This is a genomic window from Marinifilum sp., from assembly GCF_965230805.1.
Lineage (GTDB): Bacteria > Bacteroidota > Bacteroidia > Bacteroidales > Marinifilaceae > Marinifilum.
Map to the genome: position 1 here is coordinate 3,520,865 of NZ_OZ246019.1, position 24,737 is coordinate 3,545,601.

The following is a 24,737-nucleotide window of genomic DNA, read 5'->3' on the forward strand; positions in this document are numbered from 1 at the left end:
AAATAATGCAAGAAGCTAAGAGAGTAGTTTTAAACACGGTGTTTTTGTATGGTAAGATGTTGATTTCAATGTTTATTGCATTGATTTCAACGCGTATTGTTCTAAATGCACTTGGAGTAGATGATTTTGGAATATTCAACCTGGTGGCGGGAGTTATTGCCATGCTTTCATTTCTGAATGCAGCGATGGCGGTTTCCACTCAGCGTTATCTATCCTTTTATTTAGGGGTCAATGACAAGCAAAAGTTGAATTCAATATTTAAGTCAAGTGTTGTATTGCACTTGCTAATCGGAATTCTAGTTGTCGTTGTTATGGAGGTTGCAGGAATGTTTCTTTTCGATGGTTTTTTTAATATTGCTCAAGATAGAATACCTACAGCAAAGTTGGTTTACCATTTTATGGTAGTAAGTACTTTTTTTACAATCAATGCAGTTCCATACGATGCTGCAATAATAACGCACGAAAAACTGTTGTTCGAATCTGTTGTTGGAGTTTTAGAATCGGCATTAAAGCTGGCCATTGCGATAGTTTTAACAATTAGTGTAAAAAATGATAGATTAATTCTGTATGGTGTGTTAATGGCAGCTTTAACTATTGTGATTCGAATTATTAAAAGTGTTTATTGCTACAGGGAATTCTCCGAGTGCAAATCATACCGTCAATCTGCTCTTAAAATTTCCTTGATAAAAGAAATGTTCTCTTTTGCAGGGTGGAATATGTTTGGGGCATTGTGTGGAATAGGAAGAAGCCAAGGCTTGGCAATAATTCTTAATCTATTTTTTGGTACAGTGGTGAATGCTGCTTATGGCATAGCAAATCAGGTAAACGGACAGTTGGCAGCGTTTTCGCAAAACATGCTTAAAGCTCTTAACCCTCAAATCATAAAGAGTGAGGGGCGTGGCGAGCGTCAGAAGATGCTCTTGCTCGCAATGATGGCCTGTAAATATGGCTTTTTCTTGATGGCTTTTTTTAGTATTCCTATAATTTTCGAAATGCCTTATATCTTGAAGTTGTGGTTGAAAATTGTTCCTGATTATACGATAGTATTTTGTCAGCTAGCCTTACTGGCAACGCTTGTTAATCAATTAACAATCGGCCTGCAAACAGCTTTGCAGGCCACTGGAAAAATAAAAGTATATCAATCTATTGTCGGGAGTCTTTTGTTATTTAACCTTCCGATAAGTTGGATCTTACTTAAGCTTGGTATGCCAGCATATAGTGTTTTAATTTCAATGATTTTTATTGAAATGATGGCTTGTTTGATACGGATTATTCTTTTAAAGCAAATAGGTGCATTGAAAATCAGAGAGTATTTTAATAAGGTAATATTAAGAATAATTATTCCTTGCACATTTACATGTTGTGTTGCTTTAATCCCACACACCTTTTGTGATATGGGTTTTCTAAGATTTGGACTGGTGATTATTGTATCGTCATTGACTTTTGTAACATCATTCTATTTTACAGGAATAGATGTTGGTGAAAGAGTTCAAATAAATAAGGCATTGTTGCAGGTTAAGAGTAAATTTTCAAATAATAGATACCGTGAACAATATTCTTGAAAAGGGAAATAACCCTTGCAGTAGTTGTGGCGTCTGTGCCATTATTTGTCCAGAAAATGTGATAAATATTCAGCATAATGATGATGGCTTTTACCAACCAATAGTTGATGAAAATAAATGTATTAACTGTGGGCTGTGTCAAAAAGTATGTTATCAATACTTGGAAACCCCACGAGCTTTTAATAACTATTTTAAGGATAAAGAAATTTATGGAGCTTGGAGCAAAGACGAAGATATTGTTCTAAATTCATCTTCAGGAGGGGTAGGACACGAATTAATTATACAAGCTTTAAACGATGGATACGAAGTAGTTGGAGTGACTTTTGATACGGAAAAAGATACGTGTAGGCATGAAATAGCAGGTAAGATTTCTCATGCGGAAAAATTTCGTTCTTCAAAATATCTACAAAGTTATACCATAGATGCTTTTGATCAGTTTAAAGCAAACAAAAAATATTTGGTAATTGGAACGCCCTGTCAAATCTATGGTCTCAGGAAATATGTACAACTAAAACAATGGGAATATAATTTTATTCTTGTTGATTTTTTTTGTCATGGTACTCCCTCGTATTTGCTCTGGAAGAAGTATAGGCAATACATCCAAGATAAATTCGCACTTAAAGAGTTAGCGCATGTCAAATTTCGAAATAAGCGAGAATCTTCATGGCATTCTTATTCGATGAAGATTGATGATATTAGTGGCAAAGGTTATATGCAAATAAATGCATTTACAGAGGATTTGTTTTTTAAATTTTTTCTTTCAGATACCTGTTTGAATGCATGTTGTTATAAGTGTTTGATGAGACTAGATAATTGCACTTCTGATATAAGATTAGCTGATTTTTGGGGAGATAAGTATAAGGAGAATGAAAAAGGAGTTTCACTTGTTTCTCTTAATACAGATAAAGGGAAAAGCTATTTCAAAAAAGTGGAGGATGCTTTGCAAGTCGAACATTGTTGTTTTGAGGATTTGCAAAATTCACAAGGGAAAAGATTTGGAGCCATTCCTGGAAAAAGAGACTTGGTTATGTCTTTATTAAAATCGGATGTTGGAATTTTAGATATTTATAAGTTAACGATTCGAGCATCATTTATGAAAAGAGCTAAGCATTTCTTAAAAGAATCAATTGTTAAATATCAAAAATAAAATTTGATGAAAAAAAAGACTAAGATTGGAATATTGACTTTTCATTTTGCAAATAATTATGGTGCAGTCATGCAAACTTATGCGTTGTATAATTGTTTATTAGAGTTAGGATATCAACCTACAATAATCAATAGGATTCCTAATTATTCTAATTTCTTGCTAAAAACATTGAAAAGAAGGTTAAATAAATTATTTATTTCTTTCTTTTCACATTCATTTACATTGTTTAGGCGTGAGAATTTCAAATCGATCACTAATGTGATCGCTTCTAATAAAAAAATGAAAGATGTAAGTCATATGTTCGATACCATAATAGTTGGAAGTGATCAGATATGGCGAATGGATTATACTGAAGGACTTGATTATAATTACTTTCTTGATTTTGCTGATGAGAATGTAAATAAAATATCGTATGCGGCGAGTTTTGGTAAGGATTCTTTTTGTGGTTCAGAGGAAAATAAACGCAGAGTAAGAGAGTTGTTATCTCATTTTGATTCAGTTTCAGTGAGAGAGGATTCTGCAGTCCAGATTTGTAAAAATGTTTTCAATATTGAATCACAACATGTGTTAGATCCAACCTTATTGCTTGAGAATTATTCTGATATCATTTCTGATAAAGAAGAAAAAAACTTGGAAGAGTATATTGCCACCTATTTCTTGGATAGTAGTGTGCATAAATTAGATGTTGCTGCGAAAATGTCTTCTAGATTTAAAATAAAAACAAAAAATATATACAGAAAAAGCAACAAAAACTTCTCATTAAGAAACATTAGTTTTCCTTTATCAGATTATAGTTTCCCTAAAGTGGAATCTTGGCTCGGAGGGATTAAGAGATCGAGTTATGTAGTCACAGACTCGTTTCATGGTGTAATTTTTTCAATTCTATTTGAAAAACAATTTGTGTGCATTGGTAATAAGGAGAGAGGTTTGTCAAGGATAACAAGTTTATTGAAAATGTTTGAGCTTGATAATCGATTGGTATTGGAAGGTGAAAAATTAAATGAAAAAAACTTTGATACTATTGATTATGAAAAAACAAATAGAATTTTAAGAAAGAAAAGAAAAGAGTCTTTGGATTTCATGATTTCTGCGTTAAGTAAGAAAAAGTCTATTTGTAATTAGGAGTTTTTGCTGTAATTAATATATAATGAAAACGAAACTCTATAAGGTTATATTAATTGTAATCTTTATTTTGCCTTTTTTTTATGAATACTTTACTGTACTTCCTGTAGCTTTTAAGTGGTTAAATGATATAGTAATTTTTGTTTTTGGATTTTTATACTTCAAATCTAATTTTAAATACCTTAATAAGATTATGAATCGTAAAATGATTCATCTTAGAGGTTTAATAATTTATACAATTCTATCTACTGTATTTTTATTAATATCGAGTTTACTAAATTACTGTCCTTTCATATTGTTATTATTAACTCTTAAGAAAACATTTGTGCCGCTTATTCTGTATTTAATTATTCTAATTGAAATTTCTAAAAACAATTTTTCTAATATTTATGATTTGTACAAAAAAATATTTGTTGTGCAGTTAGTTTTGATTCCTATTGAATATTTATATTTTCTTGAGCCATCTATCAGAAAATATCTGGTTGATTCCTTGGCAATAAATGAACTAGATATAGCTTGTGGTACACTTGGAGCAGGGCAAACAGGAATACTAGGGATGATATTAGTTTGTTTTTTCCTATTTACATTGTTTACTAAACAATTTTTTAAGTCTCTACTATGTGCTATTCCTTTGATATTTATTAATTCTGGAGGGGCGGTAATTTTATTTTGCATAGTTTATTTGCTTTTTATTTTATTAGGAGGTGTCTCAGTGAAGAAAAGGTTAAAGATTTTAATTGCAACGTTAATTATTGTTCCAATCCTATTTGAGTATAGTACTGATTTATTAGGATATGATTTAATCGATCGATATCAGCGTTCATATTTAGGGTATTACGATAATATAGTTGAGAATAAAGCTACTTGGGCAGGAGAGAATGAAACTGCCGATAAACTTGACCGTATTGCAGGATACTTTTACGTATTGGATCAGTTTAATGCTCCAATGGAGGTTGTGTTTGGATTAAGCCCACAAAAATTAGCTAATAGTAAAACCTTAGGTATAAAATCATCAGGAATAGGTGAAGGCGTGACTGATATTAAAAATGATTTTTTATATATACTAATTGAAAAAGGTTTTGTAGGTATTATTGTTTTGTATGGATTAATTATACTAATGATTTTTAATTCATATTCTAAAATGAGAAATAGAGCTTTAAGATTAAAGAAAGTTGGGTTATTTAATTTGATTTTTGCCTTAGCCCTGTTAATAATGTCATTTTATGTAAGAATGATTTATCATTACCAATTAATTGCTGTTATTGTGACATTTATGGCTTTTTTTGATTCTATATATTATAGAGCGCATATTAATGTAAAAACCAAAAAAATGTTAGCCCAATATGATTTTAAACCAGTGATAAAATAATATAAATAGAACATGTTATCTTTTATTGTAATTGGAAAAAACGAAGGTGCAAAACTGTCTAAATGTTTTAAAAGTATAGATAATTGCATAGCGAAAAATAATTTGAAGAATGTTGAGGTTATCTATGTTGATTCGAATTCGAATGATGATAGTATTGCAATAGCGAAATCTTTCAATGTTCAGGTTTATAAAATAAAAGGAGAAACGAATGCTGCACATGGAAGAGTTATAGGTGCTAAAAACGCTAATGGTGATGCTTTTTTATTTCTAGATGGGGACATGGAGATAAATGCAGAAGTGTTTTCTGAATTTTATACTGAAAAGAAAGGGCTTTTTTATCCATTTGTTACAGGAAGTTTTATCGATGTGTTTCATGATTATAATTGGAATAAAATTGGTATTGGGAAAAAAAATGTAGTAACAGAAGATAAATATATTAATTTGGGTGGTGGATTATTTTTCGTTGCTTCTAGTTTATGGAATTCGGTGGGAGGTATGGATCCTAGGTTTAGAATTAATGAGGATTATGAGTTTACTATTCGAGTCAGAAAAAAAGGTGTTAAATTGTTAAAGAAAAAAGAAATATTAGTTAATCATAACACAATCAATTATTTGGATGATTCAAGAAGGTGGGCGATGTTGAAAAATGGATATTTTATGTACTTTTCATATCTATGTAAGAAATATCTATTTGGAAATGGATTACTAAATGTTTTTATTCGAAATAATTACACTTTATTAGTACTTATAAGTAGTCTAATAATAGCGGTTTGTTTTAATTTGTATTGGGTGTTCTCGTTTTATCTTATAATTCTAGTGTTAAGATCCATAATTAAAAAGAAAAATTTAATTCTATTCTATTTTTTAAGAGATCTTCAAGTACTTTATGGATTGTTTTTCTTTCGTCCAAATCTCAAAGAAATTACAATTAAAGAGATTTAATAATTAGATAGTCAAAATCTAATAATTACAACCAATTATGGTCTGTTGTTTATCATATTCGATATGATACGAAGATATATTAGTGTGGTTTGTTATTATATTTTCTAGGCATTTGTTAGAAAGCACCTATCTTTTTTAGGTTGATTTTTTTCTCGCAATTCAGAATGTTCTTGTCCATTTTATCTTTAAATCTACAGGTAAAGGTGGTAATGTTGAAAATAGTAGTATGTTTTGGAATATGTAAAAATGTACATATCGGAAATTATTCTCGAATTGAAAAAATGTAGTATTCCAGCAGATGATAAATAGAGAAGGATGTGTGAACATGAGAAGATGTTATTTATTTACAATTCTATGTAATTTCATTAATTTGATAGTGTATAACTCATGTATTGATTAAAAGGATCTTTCAATCATCAAATGTTAGAATATAAAAAGATGAGAGCCCAGGAGCAAAGATTCTAATTTTTCTTCAAGTAAGCCATTCGGAAAGTTTATTATAATATTATCTGAAAATCATTTGCTCAATAAATTAATAAAGTAAAAAAGGAGCGATAAATTTTTAAATGTAAAATGTATGTTAAGTAATATGACAGAGACTTGTGATAGAATGTTTTCTATCGTAAAATGCATGGTTTTATTATTTCAAAAAAAAATCAAATTTAAATCTCCTTTTTTTATTGGAAAAGGTGCAACATTTTTATTCTCATCGAGCTACTCAAAAATTACTTTTAAGGGGAAGACTAAATTATGTCGTTATGTAGAGATAGGGGGTAGTGGAAAGATAGTTGCAGGCAACCATTTAGTTGTAAATGCTTATAGTAGAATAATAGCAGAAAAACAGATCACAATAGGGCATGATGTTCTAATAGCAAGATATGTTACAATTTTAGATCACGACCATAGTATAGATAATGTATTGAATGGAGATTTTAACACGCTTGAATCGAAGGAAATTTCCATAGGTAATTATGTTTGGATAGGTGATAAGGTGACAATCTTAAAAGGTGTTCATATTGGCAATAAGGTTGTTATAGGTGCACATTCCGTTGTTACGAAGGATATTCCTGATAATAGTGTTGTAATTGGAATTCCGGCAAAGGTGGTACGAAAAATTTAAGTCTGATATAATTATCTAAAGAAAATTTTTAAACTGATATGAAAAGGATAAAAATACTTTTAACAGGTTCTAATCCAAACGCAAAGAAAAATGTTGCAGGAATTGGGACGGTAATAAAGGTTTTGGAAAAAAATACAAATATTGAACCAATCACAATTCCTGTAGGAAGGTCAAGTGGGGAGAAAAGGGGTGTAAGTTGGATTATTTCATTATTGAAAAAGAAAATTGAAGTAAAATCGATAATAAAAAACAATAAAATCGATGTTGGTCATATTAATACATGCATGAATCCTCCTGCATTGCTTAGGGATTATTATATTTTAAAACAGGTAAGGAAACATGGAATTAAAACCATCCTTCATATTCATGGAGGAAAATACCTTTTTAAAAAGACAAAAAATATTTTTCTAAAGTATATCATTGATAGAATGCTTGTTAAGTCAGATTTAATAATCGTTTTGAGTGAATATGAAAAAGAACATTTTCCTTATAATATTTCCAAAACAAAAATTGAAGTACTAAAGAATTGTATTGATACAAAACAAATACCCAATCATCTACCTAATTCACAAAAAGCTAATATTATTTATATGGGTCGAATTGTTGAAAGTAAGGGTATCGAAGATTTATGCATTGCTTTAAAGTTACTTGCTGAAAAGAAGATAGATTTTCATTTTAATTTATGCGGGTCTGGTCCATTGCAAACTAAAATTGTTGAACAGTTAAAAAGTATCATTCCGGAAAAGTTTACTTTCCATGGAATTGTAAGCGGTGATAAGAAATGGAGTTTGCTTTCTCAATCGGAGATTTTTATACTTCCATCACGTTGGGGAGAAGGATTGCCTATGGCATTATTAGAGGCTATGGCACTGGGAAAATGTGCTGTAGTAACGAATGATGCCTCTATGAAAATGATTATTAAAGATCGTCAAAATGGGATTTTAGTAAAAAAACATAATCCTGATGATATTTTTAAAAAATTAAAAGAATTGCTTACCACAAAAGATATTCCAAATGAAGTGGGACAAAGAGCAAAAAAATACTTTCAAAATAACTTTAGTTTGAAAGAGTATTACCATGGTATAAATAACCTATACAATAGATTGTTGAATTAATTATTCTTCGGAATTGATGAGTTTTATAAATAATGATTTTACAAAAGGTTAATATATTCGATTTGCAGATTGCAAATGTTGATATGCAAGAGGCTTGTGAGGAGGTTGTAAACCTTGTTAATACCCAAGGTAAATATCATGGAGTTTTTACACCAAATGCTCACATGACTCTAATGGCTATTGAGGATGATAATTTTAAACAAATATTACAAGATGCATCTTTGTTATTGGCAGATGGCATGCCTGTGGTATGGGCTTCTAAATATTTCGGAACACCTTTAAAGGGAAAAGTATCAGGGAGTACCTTTTTTCAGGAAAGTTGCGCAACTATTTCTAGGTACAATTTAAATGCATTTTTTCTTGGAGCTATGCCTGGGGTAGCCCAATTGGCTGCAGATAAGTTAAAAGAAAAATATCCTCAACTAAATGTAGTTGGATGTTATTCCCCAGATTTTGGTTTTGAAAATGATCCAAAAGAAAATGGAAAAATAATTGAATTGTTAAAAAATTCAGGTGCGGATGTTTTATATGTTGGGTTATCCGAAGGTAAAGGTGAAAAGTGGATTGTCGAGAATAAAGAAAGATATCAAATACCGGTTAGTATCCAAATTGGCGCTGCATTTGACTTTGCGGCAGGCTTAAAAAAAATACCTCCGAAAACTTTAAAAAATGTTGGATTAGGATGGTTGTGGAGGTTGATGCATGAACCCAAAAGATTGTGGAAAAGATATTTAATTAAGGATATTCAGATTTTTGAGCATATAATAAAAGAAAAGAAAAAAAGAAAAAATTATGCATAAAATGAAAAAAGCACTTATAACAGGAGTAAATGGTCAAGATGGCTCTTACTTGTCAGAATTTTTATTGGAAAAAGGATATGAGGTACATGGTTTAATTCGACGTAGTTCTTCTTTTAATCGAGAAAGAATTGAGCACTTATACCTAATAGATTTCTTAAGGGAGAATACATTTAGGGGTAATTTCTTTCTTCATTATGGAGATATGACTGACTCAAGTAATCTAATTAGATTGGTTAAAGAAATTCAACCCGACGAGATTTATAATCTTGCTGCCCAGTCGCATGTGCAAGTCTCTTTTGAAGTTCCAGAATACACTGCAGATGTTGATGGTATTGGAACTTTGCGTTTGATGGAGGCTATACGATTATTAGGGATGGAAAAAAAGACAAGAATATATCATGCATCTACTAGTGAATTATATGGAAAAGTACAAGAGATTCCTCAAAGTGAAACAACACCATTTTATCCACGCTCTCCATATGGTGTAGCTAAACTTTATGCATTTTGGATGGTGAAAAATTACAGGGAAGCATATAATTTTCATGCAAGTAATGGAATATTATTTAATCATGAATCAGAACGACGAGGAGAATCTTTTGTGACTAGGAAAATAACTCTTGCTGTAGCCAGAATTAAACATGGCTTAAAAGAAAAACTTTCACTGGGTAATTTAAGTGCAAAGCGTGATTGGGGGTATGCGAAGGACTATGTTCGGTGTATGTGGTTGATGCTTCAGCAGTCTGAGCCAGATGACTATGTTGTAGCAACCGGAGAGATGCACTCGGTTAGAGAGTTTACCGAGCTTGCTTTTAAAGTAGCTGGAATTGAATTGCACTGGGAAGGTGAAGGTGTTAATGAAAAAGGTATCGACATAGAATCTGGTAAGATACTTGTTGATGTTGATCCCAAATATTTTAGGCCGTCAGAAGTAGAGTTGCTCATTGGAGATCCACAAAAATCAATTGATGAATTGGGTTGGAATCCAAGAAAAACTTCGTTTAGGAAACTGGTAGAAATAATGGTAAATCATGACTTGGAGTATGTGTTAAAGAATAGTGTAAGTTACGTATAAATATATCCGATATGAGTTTTTGGCACAAAAAAAACATCTTAGTAACGGGAGGGAATGGATTTCTTGGAAAAGCTGTAGTTCGAGGATTACATTTACGAGGTGTAGAAGACAAAAATATTATAATTCCTAATTATCCAGAAAATGATTTGCGAGATTATCTTACATGTTTGAATTTTACAAAAGATATTGATATAGTAATACATCTTGCTGCGAAAGTAGGTGGAATCCTTTTTAATCAAAAGCATCCCGCATCAATGATTTATGATAACATTATGATGGGCTTTAATTTAATGGAAGCTTCTCGGATAAATGGGGTTAAGAAATTAGTGAATTTAGGAACAACATGTTCATATCCTGAAAATGCCCCAATTCCTTTCCTTGAGGATAGTCTTTGGGATGGTTACCCAGCTTTGGTTACAGCTCCTTATGGCTTAGCAAAAAAAATGTTGAGTGAATTATCGAAAGGATATAAAACGGAATATGGATTTGAATCAATTTTTCTTCTTCCAGTTAATTTATATGGACCAGAAGATAATTTTATTAAGGAAAATGCACATGTTATCCCAGCTTTGATTCAACGATTTGAGAATGCTTTTAGCGAGGGAACACCTTCTGTAAAAGTTTGGGGTACAGGGAAGGCAACACGTGAATTTCTTTATGTCGATGATGCTGCTGAAGGGATATTGATGGCTACTGAATATTATAATGATACTTCCCCGGTTAATCTTGGTACGGGTATTGAAACTTCGATTAAAGATCTTGTAACAATTATAGCTGATTTGATCGGATATAAGGGAGATATTGAATGGGATTTAAGTAAACCAGATGGTACCCCTCGCAGGTGTCTTGATGTTTCAAGAGCAGAAAAATGTTTTGGATTTAAGGCAAATGTTTCGATGTTAGAGGGGTTACAAAAAACTATTAATTGGTACCGTTCTGCACTTCTCTCAAATGTTTCGTCATAAGATTATAAGATAGGTTTGTTTAAACTTATTAGTTCTACCAATATCTCCCTGAAAACAATTTTATTCTTTTGTCCTTTCAAGTTTATTATTGGATAAAAAATATCGCCGTAGCTGCGGCTATGCTTCTATTTATAGCCTTGACTAAACGCAAAATTCTAAAAACAATTTAAGGCTTCTTTCATCTGTTTATAATTTCTTTCTATTTGCCCGATGGAAGCCACAAGATCAAAGTCATTATTATCGTGTGTGTTTAATAATTATTTTAATCATGCTTGTTTCATAATAAAACAAGTATTATCGCTACGGGTATAGCCAATCGGAACACAAGCTATATCTACTCACAATAAGTTGTAAATCGTTTTACGAATGAAAAAGCAAGAGAGAATATCTTGTTATTTGGATTTTATTATGGTTCTAATCTTTCAATTTGAACAGTATGAAAACTAAAGAAAAAAAATTAATTCTTTTTTATTTTTGGATGGACCTAATTTTATTGAATTTATCTCTAATATTGGTTGGGTTTGTTTATATGAATAAGCACAAGCCTTTTGATTTTATAAACTATGCATTGCTTCTAAATTTAAGTTGGATAATTATTTTCTTTTTGTATCCAAAGAGAAATCTCTTTTTAAGGGATGGATTTACAAATCGACTAAAGCAACAGGTCATTCGTTTTTGTTTATATGCTTCACTGGTTTCGTTTGTGTTATTATTTCTTAACCACTTGTCCTTTATTATTTTATTTGGTACAATTTTACTTTTTTTTAGTTTTAATATCAATGCATTTTTTGCTATCTACACCTATTTGGGTTACAAAAGGCGCCAAGGAAGGCACGTAAGAAAAGTTTTGGTTGCAGGGTATAATTTGGGCTCAGAGGAGATTAATTGTTATTTAAATGATAATCCGGAATTAGGGTATAAAATCATAGGTTATGTTGATTTTAAAGATAATTTAAATGCTAAATTTAATTATTTAGGGGATTTAAATAGCTTTCAAAGTATCTATGATAGATTTTCTTTTGAAGAAGTGTTGATAGCACTTCCGGTTACGTTAAAATCTGAGATTGACAAATTGGTGAAACTTTCGGAGTTTAATGGGGTGAGAATTCGTCTTATACCGGACTATTACAGTTTACTGAAAAAGAATGTGAAAATCAATCAGATTGGAAATGTTCCATTAGTAGATGTGCACAGTGTGCCTTTGGATAAATTCAACTCGAGATTTCTTAAGAGAATATTTGACATTATATTTTCATTTTCGGTTATTGTTCTGGTTCTTCCTTTGATGACAATTGTGGCTTTAGCCATAAAGTTAGAGAGCAGAGGAAGTGTTTTTTACAAACCCGTACGCATAGGTAAGAATGGAAAAGAGTTTTCGGTTTTAAAATTTCGTTCGATGAGAAATTCAGACAGTGTATATGGAGGTGTAAAATCTACAATCAAAGGAGATCCAAGAATTACTAAAGTTGGTGCATTTATTCGTAAAACAAACTTGGATGAATTGCCGCAGTTCATTAATGTTTTAAGGGGAGAAATGTCTGTAATTGGACCACGGCCTCATCGAGTAAATCTGAACAAAGATTTACAACGCAAAATGTCTGAATATATGACAAGAAGTTATATAAAGCCTGGCATAACAGGTTGGGCTCAGGTGAATGGTTGGAGAGGACCAACCGAGACGCGTTTGCAATATAACGGAAGAACCCTTCATGACATTTGGTACATAGAAAATTGGTCGTTTCTTCTGGATATATATATTGTGTACCTAACTTTATTTGGAAAGAAAGTAAGAAAGAATGCTTTTTAATAAAACGATAGATTAATCTAAGCCCCCCTAATAATTGTTTTTGAACGAATAGCCTATTTATTATGAGTTGGAAGAATATGGAAAACTTGGTTTCTGTCTTGTCATGGTCTAACTTTTCGTGTTTTTTGGATTCACATTCTTATAAGGCACAAATATTTTATGATTTAGTGTTGGTATCAATGATTTTTGAATTCGTGCATATCAATAAAGAATGAGGCTTTAGGCCAAAAGCTTTGCGGAAGAATAAAGATTTCAATGATGATAAGGGGGGCATAGCCCTGATATCTGTAATCGAGGTAAATACACATTGGAAAATTCAATAAGCCTTTTGAGAATCAAACAATGATATGATGAGGTCAAGACTAGTGTAAAGAATGCTAATTCCCCGAACTAATTTTTTGACCTATTTTCCTTTCAACTGCGTTAAGCTTTTTCGCCGTAGCTACGGCTATGCCTGTAAACCTTGCCTTGTAAAAAGAAAAATATTTTCAAAAACTTTAATTCGTTTTATTAACACTCTTCACACTAGGCCTCTTTTCTTATTCACCTAAGTTCGATTAAAACTATTCGCCACAGAAATTCAGATTTATACATGATTTGCATTAAAACATCTGAAAGAATATCGGGATATTTTGAAGATTTTTTAAAGTAAAGATTGGGTGAAGATGATTTTTCAAAGAATTTAATTGCTTTTGGCATAAATTTCCTCATATCCGCCCGCAATATCCCGATATTCCTTCGGGAGTTTGAGAAAATTTCTACTCAAAATCAGTGTAAACTGTGACAATATATTTAGTCGAACTCAGGTTAAGCCGACTTGATGTTGATAATCTCAGATTGGTTTTTAAACGAAATTACTACTTTTTAATTATATACCTACAAAACGCTCCAATACAGAGCTTTGAAGACCATTTTTCAATTATTAATAAAATCTTAGCTTTACAAACCTTAAAGAATGAATAAACTATTTTATTTACTCCTGTTAGTTTCAGGATGTTTTTTCAGCTCATGCAAAACCAGCAAGGATCTGGTATATCTAAACAATACCAGCGACGAAGAATTGCTGGAAATTATGTCTGCCAATATTGCAGAGTATGTGATTAAAACCAGCGATAATTTGTATGTGGATATTCAATCCATGAGTCCTGAGGTGAATGCCATGTTTAATCCTACAAAAGGATTGAACTCTACCGGAGGCACATCACAAAATTATGGTCAGCCTTCTTCACAGTATTTAAATGGCTTTCAGGTTGATTTATCAGGCAATGTTAATTTACCGATTATTGGAGATGTTGGTGTTGCCGGGAAAACCTTGAAGCAGGCAAGAGAAACAATTCAGGAACGGGCCGATGAATACTTAAAAGATGCCACAGTGAAGGTAAAATTATTGAGCTTTAAAATTACTGTTTTAGGAGAAGTAAAAAGAGCGGGAGTATACTACAACTACAATAACAACATGACCGTTTTAGATGGGATCTCAATGGCGAATGGAATTACCGATTATGGTAGAATTCAAAAAGTATTGGTAATGCGTTCAAGCGAAAAAGGAGCAAAAACTTATCGTTTAGATCTTACCAATAAGAAATTTTTGAACTCTGAGGCATTTTTCCTACAACCAAACGATGTGGTTTATGTAGAACCGGACAAATACAAAAATGTGAAGCTAAATTCACCAATGTACTCACTTTTCTTATCCACATTATCCACATTAATTCTGATCCTAAACGTATTATAAACTGAATAAAGTTGTAGTGTTTTAAATTTTATTCGTTTTACTATAGTCTTATTTTTATGAATAACAATAATATCAATGAAATGATGGAATTCTTCGAGCAAGAAGAAGGAACAAACATCAAAGAGTTTATTTTTAGATTATTATCGAAATGGCACTGGTTTGTGCTTTGCGGGTTTATTGGCATCTGCTTAGGTTTTTTATTCAGCAAATCAAGTCCGTCGGAATATAATTTAAATGCTTCGGTTTTGATTAACGATGAATCTAAAAGCATGGGCTTGGATGATTTGTTTGATAGCTTTGATTTGAGAGATAAAGCAAACATAGAGAACCACATTCTGATGCTACAATCCTATACCTTAAATCGACAGGCATTGGAAAATTTAAATCGAGAAGTGTCCTGGTTCAAAAGTGGATTGTTGAAAGACACAGAATTGTATGGTTCCTATCCATTTAAGGTAAAAATTAATGATAGGGAAAAGAACTTGTCAGGAATTGAAATCGAAATTACTCCAATAGATAATAAATCATATCGCTTAAGTGCCGACGGCAAGTATCAAGAAAATGATTTGGAAATGGACGTGGCTTTTGAAGTGATAGGGAAATATGACAAAGCTTTTACAAATCAATTCTTTGATTTTGTTATTTCTAAAAATGAGAGTTTTGTTCGTGATCCCGAAGATGAATATTATTTTAAAATCAATAATCTGGATAATTTGACAAAGCTTTGTTTACGGAATTTAAATGTGAGTTTAGCAACTAAAAAGGCCGATGGGATAGTAATTACATATAAAGGGAATATCCCTCAACGGGATGTAGATTATTTAAATGAATTGATTCGTGTTTATATGAATTATGGATTGAACGAGAAGAATAGAACTTCTGAAAATACCGTTCAATTTATTGATGCTCAGCTGCAGGGAATTGTAGACTCCTTGAATATTGCCGGAGATAGGTTTACCAAATTTAGATCGGAAAATGGAATTGTTGACTTGAGCAAAGAAGCAGAACTGGTTGCCGAAACCATTGAAAAATTGGAGGAAGAGAGAGAATTGGCACGCAGACAGCTTTCTTACTTTAAGAACTTACAGGCATACATGGGTAATTCGGAGCAAATGAAACATATGGTAGCTCCTTCTGTTGTTGGTATTGTAGATGCGGGTTTGAATGCTCAAGTCGTAAAGTTAGGGGAATTGTATGGTAAAAGATCTTCTTTGTCTGTTATTGCTAAGGATAAAAATCCGGGTCTTGTAATGATTGACAAAGAAATTGTAATGACTTTAGCTGGTTTGGAAGAAAATGTAAACAACTTAATCGTAAATGCAAAGATTAATTTAAATGGCCTTGACCGACGCATGAAAAAGATCAAGTTGGAATTGACCAGTCTTCCTCAAACCGAACAGCAATTGATTGATATCAAAAGACGTTTTGACCTGAATAACGAGTTATATACTTTTTTACTACAAAAAAGAGCTGAAGCAGCTATTACAACGGCCTCGAATGTTTCGGATGCGCAGGTTCTTGATCCTGCAAGAGTGGAAACTGCTGATAAAATTGGTCCCAAAACGATAATCAATTTGTTAATTGGTGCAATTTTGGGAGGAGTAATTCCTTTTATTGTAATTGTTGTGGGGGATTATTTTAATGATTCCATACAATCAAAAGAAGATATTGAAAAGGATAGCAAATTGCCAATAATGGGAGAGATTACGCACAACCATTACACTTCTGAATTGGCAATTGTAAAACATCCTAGATCAGGAATTGCAGAATCGTTCCGTGGTTTGCGCACAAACTTGCAGTATATGTTCAAGCAGAAAAAAGATTGTAAGGTATTGGCGCTTCACTCCATGATTCCCGGAGAAGGAAAAACCTTTAATGCGGTTAATTTGGCAACAATAATAGCCATGGATAGCAAAAAAGTTCTTTTGGTTAGCTGTGACTTGCGCAGGCCCCGTCTGAATAAAATTTTTGGAGACAACAATAAATCAGGTTTATCAACCTATTTAATTGGTCAGCATTCGTTGAAACAAGTTATAGAAACAACAGATATTAAAAACCTATCATATGTGAATTCAGGTCCAATTCCACCCAATCCTTCCGAATTATTAGGAACGGAAGAATTTGCCAGATTCGTTGAGGAGGCAAAAAAAGACTATGATTACATTGTAATGGATAATGCACCGGTAAGCCTGGTTACAGACGGATTATTGACAGGGAAATATGCCGATGCGAATCTATTTGTTTTGCGTCAGGGATATTCAAATAAAAGCCAGATTAAATTCATAAACCAGATGGCAGAGAAAGAGAGTATCTCGCAGATCGGTATTGTTTTTAATGATGCAATGTATAACGCGCACGGATATGATAAGAATTATGGATACGGATACGGCAATGGCTATTACGACGAAGACATGATAAAACACAATTGGCATACCAAGCTGTTATCTAAATTCTCGAAAAACTAAATCATATTAACCAGAGCTCGACCTAAAATGTCATCCACCGAAACTTCTATTTCTATGAATCGAGTAGGATTAAAATAATTATTAAGCATACACTTTAATGATTATTTTGATCTTGGGGCTTCCATCTGACAAATAGAAGAAAATTATATACAGATGAAATTACTACTTGCTGCAATTGCCTCCCTATTATTTGTGCTTTCTGCAAATAGATGTTTAGCCAGGGAAAGACAAGAATTATTAAGTGAAGAATTGTGTTTGCTTGGCTTCGAGAATGTGAAAGTGCTCACTTCGGGTAATATACTTTTGGCATGTATGGAAAATAATATATACGGATGGAATGTTGAAGGTATTGTCATTGTATTGGATTGCTTGTCGAAGAATAGTACTGCAGAAAAAGAAATCATTCTTTACGCTTTGGATCATGGAATTCCTCAAATACGGATAAAAGTAAATTCGTTGGCCTGGAAAAGCTTTCGCAATGGAGAAATTCAAGCTCATGCCTTGAGAAAAATGTTATCGGTGGATTCTAAACTTCAGAAAGATTACAAATTATTAGAGAATACATTGTATTGGAATTCCAATTTAAATAAAATCGACTTTGTTATTTATCCGCAATTTGCGCTTCAAAACACAGGCTTTAATCAAATTTATGAGACTCAATTAAATTTGGCTCCGGCAATGGAAGTGGATTTGTGGAAAGGAATGCAGTTTACCGGTCAGGTAATTTTCCCCCTCCACAACGAATTGAGTAAAGAGGGAGATGAAGTTCGTCCTGGTTTTGTAAGCATATCTCAGAATTTTAGAATTGCTTCGGATTATTTTGGGAAACTAGTGGTTGGGAATTTTAATGCAAACCGCTATGGGGGCTATATGAGTATGAGACGTCCGATTTGGAAAAACAGAATTGAAATAGGCGCAAATGCGGGAATCACAGGAAGCTCATATTTCTATAAAGGGAGATGGTTGAAAGGGAATGTGAATGAGTTGAATTGGTTTCTTAAGGCCAGGTACTTTCACCATCGATATGATTTGCAGTTTGACCTGAGCTATGGGAAATACATTGCGGGAGATCATGGTATTCGTGCAGATTTAACCCGGCATTTTGGAAGGATAGCAATAGGTTGTTATGTGATGTGTTCTGATGGCAGATCCAATGGAGGTTTTCACTTTAGCCTTCCTTTGGCTAAGAAACAAAATCGTAGGCATTTAATAAGAATCAAGCCTGCAAATTTCTTCGATTGGGAATACAATGCAGGAACTGAATTTGTAAAGGGACGTTATTATGAAACACGGCCAAATGAAAATAGAACAGAGAATAATTATAATCCTATGTATTTAAAAACTCAATTATTGAATTTATGAAAAAGAAGCGAAACCTTAGATTTTTGTCTTTGATCTGTGCAATTCTTATTGTTACAGGATTAGGTGTTTTTCATGCCTGTCAGGAAGACGTAGAACCAGTGTATTTTCAAACACCAGAAGCTGTTCAGACAGTCGAAATTGTGGTAGAAAATTTTGAAACAAAAGCTAACTTGAGTGATGTTAGTGCTCAGATTACTTATCCTGATACTTCAGGAGAAACCGTAACTTTAAGCGACGGTGTTTTGTTACTGGATATAACAAGTCGGGAAGATGGTGAATTGTTGGTTAAGTTTGAAAAAAACGGATTTATTCCTACTGAAACAGTAGTAATAATCGACAGAAGTGAATTGCCGGCTAATTCTGATTGGACCTACGAAACCATGGCTGAAATGGTAGAAATTAACAGTTCTGTTACCGTTGATCCTTCTAAAGATTTGAATGTTGAAGTGGAAGGTTCAGAGGCATCAGTTAAATTTCCAGCTGGCTGCACGAATGAGGTTGCAGAAATAACCATCACCGAGGTACCTGCCGGGGCAGAGCTTGCTGAAGAAACTCATGAAATTCAGTTAAAAGAAGGGCACGTTGCATTGAAATCCTTTAATTTCTTACCGGAAAATCAAAAATTTGAAATTCCTATTGAGATAACTTTCCCAATTCCTGATGAAAGTACAGAACTATTATTTGCCACTCTGGTGGATGGAGATTGGGAAACTACAGAAGTTAGAAAAAACGGAGATGGTACAGGAACAGCCTTGGTATCACACTTTTCTGATTATATTTTAACAACAGTAGATATCTGGGTAATTGAAGGTGAAAGCTTATCTGAACCGATATCATTTGTTGGGAATTGTGATGAAGAGTTGGTAGCAACAATTGAAAATGATTTTAATACTGATGACACGCAAGCAAAAGATGAATTGCCGGAAAATATTCATATCTCATTTTCGGTAAGCAAAACAGTAGAAGCCATGGTTGGTCATGAACGAACAATTCAAGGGGAATACACCATTAAAACCTATAGAAATCAGACCAAAGGTTATAGTATTCAAATACCATCTCTTCCGGTAGTTTGGCAAACTCCGGGACAACAAGTATGTCACACAGGTGGTTCAGGTAATTAATATCCGTATAATTTTAAAATTGAAAAACATGTATAAAAAATTGATCATATGTTTGCTGCTTGTCAATACAGCCTTTATGCTTCAAGCGCAAAATTACAATTGGGCTAACAAACGTTTCAGAAAAAGGAGTGAAAATACTATAGTTCATAGTGTAAATTTAAGTGTAGGTGTTTATTCTCCGAAAATGGATTATTGGAATGATATCTTTTTACCTGCATCAGGTAGTGATGGAGAATTTAAATCGGGTCTGCTTTTAGGAGGAAATATCACTTTTAGGATAGTAGAAGAATTTAGGGCTAGAGTAGGTGCGACATTCTGGTCAGATGAGGTAAAAGAAAGTGGAGTAGGTTTTAATCGATTAGATATTTCTTTCACACGATTTTCAGCAGGAGGATTCTATGTTCCTAAATTTGCATCTTTTGGAGATGGTTTTCAGGGATATGCTGGTTTCGAAATGTATTATTATGACATCAAAAATGAATTGGATATAAGCTCTGATTCGGGCATTCTAAATTCTGGAGAACAGAATGGTCATGATATGGCATTTGCACCAGTTCTTGGACTTGAGAAAGTATTTGGTGAGAATATTTTAGTAGGAGCTGAATTTAGTTATGTCCTTGGGAAGTACAAGCAAGCCGAAGTTGAAGAATCAACAACCTTCGATGTATCGGTAGCAGGGCCGCAATTTACGATTTCCGTAGGATATAAATTTTAGTCATTAATGATAGATACTGTGCTGTGTTAGTTATGGTATCTTATAGATATATAGAATGAATCGCCTAAGTATAAATATGACGATTCATTCTATTGTTTTCTGCAACTTATTGTGAAAAGAATACTTCAATTGATTTTATTATTGTGTTTTTCCATTTTCTCGGAAGCACAAATAATTACTGGCAGTACTGGTTTGTTGAATACACCATCAGCTGAAATGCAAGAAGATGGAACATTTATGTTTGGAGCCAACTTTCTTCCGGAAGAAATGACTCCGGATAGATTTAATTATGATACGGGTAATTATTTCTTAAATCTAAGCTTTCTCCCATTTTTGGATGTTACATATAGATGTACCTTATTTAAGAGAAGTTGGTCGGGAAAATATACAGGCCAGGATCGAACTTTTGGCTTAAGAGCGCAACTGATTAAGGAGAAAAAATACATGCCAGCCATTGTATTTGGAGGGAATGACTTGTATTCGGAGGAAAGTGATGGTAGCAATCAACATTTGGGAGCATTATATGCAGTTGCTACCAAAAATATTCGTTGTAATTATTTTTCTATTGGGATAAGTATAGGACATGGATTTAAAGCTTACAACGGAAGTCAGATCGATGGTTTTTTCGGAGGGATATCTATTTCTCCTGGCAAACGAAAGGCAATCTCTATGATAGCAGAATATGATAGCAATAATGTGAATCTTGGTGCATCTGTTTTGCTTTTTAAACACCTGTATTTGCATTCTTTTTTGTATGACAGCAGGTATCCCGTAGGTGGTTTTGCTTATAAGATATACCTGAAACGTTAAGAGTTCTTATTAGCCAATATCACAATACTTGAACAGGGGCAGTTTTAACGGCTAATTCACTTGAAATGATAAAAGACAGGAACTTATTTCGTAATAATACAAGTATTACACTTTAATTTGTTTAATGGTTAGGGAGCAAGCAATGAGCTTGCTCTTTTGCTTTTATATGGATAGGATCCTGTTTGTGTCTGTGACTAAAATCAGTTCTTGAACTGAAGTGATTAAAGGAACTGGTAAAAACTCTAAATTGATTGGAATTTAGGCATGAGAATCGTTATCTCATCAATTATTTGCTTAACGTGAGTTCGACGTAAAATTCGTTCAGAGTTTGATCTGATTTTGAGTAGAAATTTTCTCAAATTTTCGAAGGAATATCGGGATATTTCAAGAAGATTTGAGGAGATTTATGCCGAAAGCAGGCAAACACATAATGGAAAGTTCTCTTTACGACATCTTCACATTAAAAATTCCTCAAAATAGCCCGCTATTCTTTCCAAATTTTTAATGCAAATCTATCACAAATAGAACTTTCTGTGGATAGAATTTTACGTTGAACTCACGTTAGCTTAAACTATTGGATTGAGATACTACTTTATCCGATGGAAGGGAGCTAAAGTTAAATTGAGTTCGTTACTTGTTCAATTGGAAACTAAAAATTGATGTAATGACAGTATAATGATTTCGATCATTGATAAGGATTTTCCCTTTTTTTGGTTTACGATGTACTTTTTAAAGCAAAAGAAAAGCGACCACCATTAAGGTAATCGCTTTTATCTAAAGTCGGGGCGAGAAGATTCGAACTTCCGACCCCACGCCCCCCAGACGTGTACTCTAACCTGGCTGAGCTACGCCCCGAACTTGAAATGGCAAATATAGCTCACAAATTGTATCTGACAAAAAGTGAAGGAAAAAAGATTAGATAAAATTGATTTGGAGATTTAATCTTTCTATTTAATGAATACAGTTAATTATCTGGATATTTTGTAAATTTGTTTCTCAAATTATTATTTAGAAACAGAATATATAAATATACATGGAATTTAAATCAATGAACCTAAACGAAAAAACACCTGCTAATCAAGAAGGTGATGTTGAGAAAGTTAAATGTTTAATCGTTGGTTCGGGACCAGCGGGTTATACTGCAGCAATTTATGCCGCCAGAGCAAATTTAAATCCTGTAGTGATAGAGGGACTTCAGCCTGGAGGTCAGTTAACAACCACTACCGAGGTTGATAATTTTCCGGGATATCCTGATGGCATTACAGGACCTGATATGATGGCAGATTTAAAGAAACAGGCGGAACGATTTGGAACAGATTGTCGTTGGGGGCTTGTTACAGCCGTTGATTTTTCGGTGTATCCTCATAAAGTTGTTGTCGACGAGAAGAAGCTGATTGAAGCAGAAACTGTAATTTTAGCTACAGGTGCAACGGCTAAGTATCTTGGATTTCCAACGGAATCTAAATACATGGGATCCGGAGTTTCGGCCTGTGCAACCTGCGACGGATTTTTCTATCGAGGAAAGGATGTTGCAGTTGTTGGAGGAGGAGATACAGCAGCCGAAGAAGCTACTTACCTTGCCGGACTTTGCAATAAGGTGTATTTGATTGTACGTAAGCCATTCATGCGTGCATCAAAGGCAATGCAAGACCGCGTTTTTAAAACAAAAAACATTGAACTCTTATTCGAACACAATACAAAGGAATTGTATGGCGATGGTGTTGTTGAAGGAGCAAAGTTGATTAAAAGAATGGGTGAAGCTGAAGAACAAGAAGTGGATATCAAAATTGATGGATTTTTTGTAGCCATTGGTCACACGCCCAACTCAAAAGTGTTTTCTGATTATTTAAAAACAGATGATCAAGGATATGTGATTACGGAACCTGATTCAACCAAAACAAATGTTCCTGGTGTATTTGCTTCTGGCGATTTAAAAGATCCGCATTACCGTCAGGCGATTACCTCAGCAGGTTCAGGCTGTATGGCAGCCATGGATGCAGAAAGATTTTTAGCAGAGAGAGAATAGCAATTCTTGGCAAATAACATTTTAATATCGGTATTACCCGACTATCATTGATGGGGTTGGGTTTTTTTATACTTAAAAAAAGAGGCATCCTTTCGAATGCCTCTAAATATATCTTGAATAATAGTAGGATTACTGATTGAATACATCAGCAAATTTATCCTTACTATACTTTCCTTCTTTAAGTTTCTTAGCAACTTCTTTAAATGCATTCACAGTGTACTCTACATCTTCAAGTGAGTGCATAGCAGTTGGAATCAAACGAAGTAATAGTTGTCCTTTAGGAATTACCGGATACACTACGATAGAACAGAAAATGTTGTAATTTTCTCTCAAATCCATAGTAACCTGAGTTCCTTCGGCAACACTACCCGAAAGGTAAACAGGAGTAACAGGAGACTCAGTAACACCAATATCTAAACCAGCATCTTTTAATCCGGTTTGAAGAGTATTGGCAACGGTCCATAGTTTTTCGCGAAGTTCTGGCATTGTTTTTAACATTTCCAAACGTTTCAGTGAACCTTCAACAATTGGCATTGGAAGAGATTTAGCGAAAATCTGAGATCTCATTGTATATCTTAGGTAAGTACCAACTTCTTCGCTACAAGCAATAAATGCACCAATCCCTGCCATGGCTTTTGCGAAAGTACTAAAGTGAAGATCAACCTTGTCTTCAACACCAAAGTGTTCGATTGCACCAGCACCACTTTTTCCCATCACACCAAAACCGTGAGCATCATCTACCAATAAACGGAAGTTGAAATCATCTTTTAAAGCACAGATTTCATCCAGTTTACCTAGATCACCTGCCATACCAAAAACACCTTCGGTAATTACTAGAATACCACCGCCTGTTTTCTCAGTCCATTTGGTAGCGCGATCCAATTCTTTACGAAGGTTCTCCATGTCGTTGTGAGGATAAACGAAACGCTTACCTGGGTGAAGTCGAAGTCCATCCATAATACAAGCGTGTGATTCAGAATCGTAAACAATTACATCATGACGACCAACAAGAGCGTCAATGATAGAAACCATTCCTTGATAACCGAAGTTCAAAAGAAATGCATCTTGCTTCCCAACGAATTCTGCAAGTTTTGATTCTAATTCTTCGTGGAGGCTTGTTTGTCCCGACATCATACGAGCGCCCATAGGATATGCCAATCCCCATTTTTCAGCCGCTTCAGCATCAGCTTTTCTAACTTCAGGGTGATTTGCTAAACCAATATAGTTGTTCAAACTCCATGTTAATACCTCTTTCCCACGAAACTTCATTCTAGAGTTGATTTCGCCTTCCAATTTAGGGAAAGCAAAATATCCATGAGCTTGCTTTGCGTACTGTCCGATATTCCCTTTTTGGGTCTTAATTTTGTCAAAAATATCCACGATTTATGCTTTTTTGAGTTATTTTCCTTTGTAATTGTGCAAAAGTAATCTTTTTTGGATTTAAAGCAATAAATTATAAAGAATTGTATAATATGCGCAAGA

19 protein-coding genes and 1 tRNA gene are annotated in these 24,737 nt (G+C 33.5%); 18 read left to right on the plus strand and 2 right to left on the minus strand.

The genetic code is table 11. From position 1 onward, the window contains the following. The first annotated feature begins 5 nt into the window (after positions 1–5). The 17 genes from ACO05S_RS14020 (at position 6) to ACO05S_RS14100 (ending at position 21,229) form a co-directional block, all read left to right on the plus strand. The gene (locus ACO05S_RS14020; RefSeq protein ID WP_421918637.1) at positions 6–1,562 is read left to right on the plus strand and encodes a lipopolysaccharide biosynthesis protein; all 1,557 of its coding nucleotides are present in this window, start codon (positions 6–8) and stop codon (positions 1,560–1,562) included. Then, positions 1,546–2,709 carry a Coenzyme F420 hydrogenase/dehydrogenase, beta subunit C-terminal domain gene (locus ACO05S_RS14025; protein ID WP_421918638.1) on the plus strand — a complete coding sequence of 388 codons (1,164 nt, stop codon included), beginning with the start codon at positions 1,546–1,548 and terminating at the stop codon, positions 2,707–2,709. The genes ACO05S_RS14020 and ACO05S_RS14025 overlap by 17 nt, the downstream gene beginning before the upstream one ends. Before the next feature lie 6 nt (positions 2,710–2,715). Continuing rightward, a complete protein-coding gene (locus ACO05S_RS14030) occupies positions 2,716–3,831 on the plus strand; it encodes a polysaccharide pyruvyl transferase family protein (RefSeq protein ID WP_421918639.1) in 1,116 nt (371 codons plus the stop codon). A gap of 25 nt (positions 3,832–3,856) precedes the next feature. Continuing rightward, positions 3,857–5,200 (plus strand): hypothetical protein, encoded by a 1,344-nt coding sequence (locus ACO05S_RS14035; protein ID WP_421918640.1) that lies wholly within the window; start codon positions 3,857–3,859, stop codon positions 5,198–5,200. 12 nt (positions 5,201–5,212) lie between these two features. Then, a complete protein-coding gene (locus ACO05S_RS14040; protein WP_421918641.1) occupies positions 5,213–6,142 on the plus strand; it encodes a glycosyltransferase family 2 protein in 930 nt (309 codons plus the stop codon). A 577-nt stretch (positions 6,143–6,719) separates the two neighbouring features. Continuing rightward, on the plus strand, positions 6,720–7,262 hold the full coding sequence (locus tag ACO05S_RS14045; RefSeq protein WP_421918642.1) for an acyltransferase: 543 nt from the start codon (positions 6,720–6,722) through the stop codon (positions 7,260–7,262). Positions 7,263–7,300: 38 nt separating this feature from the next. Further along, positions 7,301–8,377, plus strand: a complete 1,077-nt coding sequence (locus ACO05S_RS14050) for a glycosyltransferase family 4 protein (protein WP_421918643.1) — start codon at positions 7,301–7,303, stop codon at positions 8,375–8,377. A 32-nt stretch (positions 8,378–8,409) separates the two neighbouring features. Next, complete coding sequence (locus ACO05S_RS14055) at positions 8,410–9,177, plus strand: WecB/TagA/CpsF family glycosyltransferase (protein WP_421918644.1); 768 nt, start codon at positions 8,410–8,412, stop codon at positions 9,175–9,177. 1 nt (position 9,178) lies between these two features. Further along, positions 9,179–10,249: a GDP-mannose 4,6-dehydratase gene (gene gmd / locus ACO05S_RS14060; protein ID WP_421918645.1), complete on the plus strand. Its 1,071-nt coding sequence runs from the start codon at positions 9,179–9,181 to the stop codon at positions 10,247–10,249. Between the two features lie 11 nt (positions 10,250–10,260). Beyond that, positions 10,261–11,214: a GDP-L-fucose synthase family protein gene (locus tag ACO05S_RS14065; protein WP_421918646.1), complete on the plus strand. Its 954-nt coding sequence runs from the start codon at positions 10,261–10,263 to the stop codon at positions 11,212–11,214. Positions 11,215–11,650: 436 nt separating this feature from the next. Further along, positions 11,651–13,021, plus strand: coding sequence for an exopolysaccharide biosynthesis polyprenyl glycosylphosphotransferase (locus ACO05S_RS14070; protein ID WP_421918647.1), 1,371 nt, complete (start codon positions 11,651–11,653; stop codon positions 13,019–13,021). 955 nt (positions 13,022–13,976) lie between these two features. Continuing rightward, positions 13,977–14,756: a polysaccharide biosynthesis/export family protein gene (locus ACO05S_RS14075; protein ID WP_421918648.1), complete on the plus strand. Its 780-nt coding sequence runs from the start codon at positions 13,977–13,979 to the stop codon at positions 14,754–14,756. 56 nt (positions 14,757–14,812) lie between these two features. Continuing rightward, the gene (locus tag ACO05S_RS14080; protein ID WP_421918649.1) at positions 14,813–17,221 is read left to right on the plus strand and encodes a GumC family protein; all 2,409 of its coding nucleotides are present in this window, start codon (positions 14,813–14,815) and stop codon (positions 17,219–17,221) included. A gap of 153 nt (positions 17,222–17,374) precedes the next feature. Then, on the plus strand, positions 17,375–18,583 hold the full coding sequence (locus ACO05S_RS14085) for a hypothetical protein (RefSeq protein ID WP_421918650.1): 1,209 nt from the start codon (positions 17,375–17,377) through the stop codon (positions 18,581–18,583). Next, entirely contained in the window at positions 18,580–19,704 is a 1,125-nt protein-coding gene (locus ACO05S_RS14090) for a hypothetical protein (protein WP_421918651.1), read from the plus strand. The genes ACO05S_RS14085 and ACO05S_RS14090 overlap by 4 nt, the downstream gene beginning before the upstream one ends. A 28-nt stretch (positions 19,705–19,732) precedes the next feature. After that, positions 19,733–20,419, plus strand: coding sequence for a hypothetical protein (locus ACO05S_RS14095; RefSeq protein ID WP_421918652.1), 687 nt, complete (start codon positions 19,733–19,735; stop codon positions 20,417–20,419). A 111-nt stretch (positions 20,420–20,530) separates the two neighbouring features. Further along, positions 20,531–21,229 (plus strand): YjbH domain-containing protein, encoded by a 699-nt coding sequence (locus tag ACO05S_RS14100; RefSeq protein WP_421918653.1) that lies wholly within the window; start codon positions 20,531–20,533, stop codon positions 21,227–21,229. 780 nt (positions 21,230–22,009) lie between these two features. Here the strand turns inward: ACO05S_RS14100 and ACO05S_RS14105 are convergent. After that, positions 22,010–22,084, minus strand: a tRNA-Pro gene (locus ACO05S_RS14105). A 193-nt stretch (positions 22,085–22,277) separates the two neighbouring features. On the opposite strand from ACO05S_RS14105, the gene trxB reads away from it, so the two are divergent. After that, the gene (gene trxB, locus ACO05S_RS14110; protein ID WP_421921292.1) at positions 22,278–23,255 is read left to right on the plus strand and encodes a thioredoxin-disulfide reductase; all 978 of its coding nucleotides are present in this window, start codon (positions 22,278–22,280) and stop codon (positions 23,253–23,255) included. Between the two features lie 129 nt (positions 23,256–23,384). On the opposite strand, the gene ACO05S_RS14115 is transcribed toward trxB, so the two are convergent. Then, positions 23,385–24,635 carry an aminotransferase class I/II-fold pyridoxal phosphate-dependent enzyme gene (locus ACO05S_RS14115; protein ID WP_421918654.1) on the minus strand — a complete coding sequence of 417 codons (1,251 nt, stop codon included), beginning with the start codon at positions 24,633–24,635 and terminating at the stop codon, positions 23,385–23,387. Positions 24,636–24,737 lie beyond the last annotated feature (102 nt).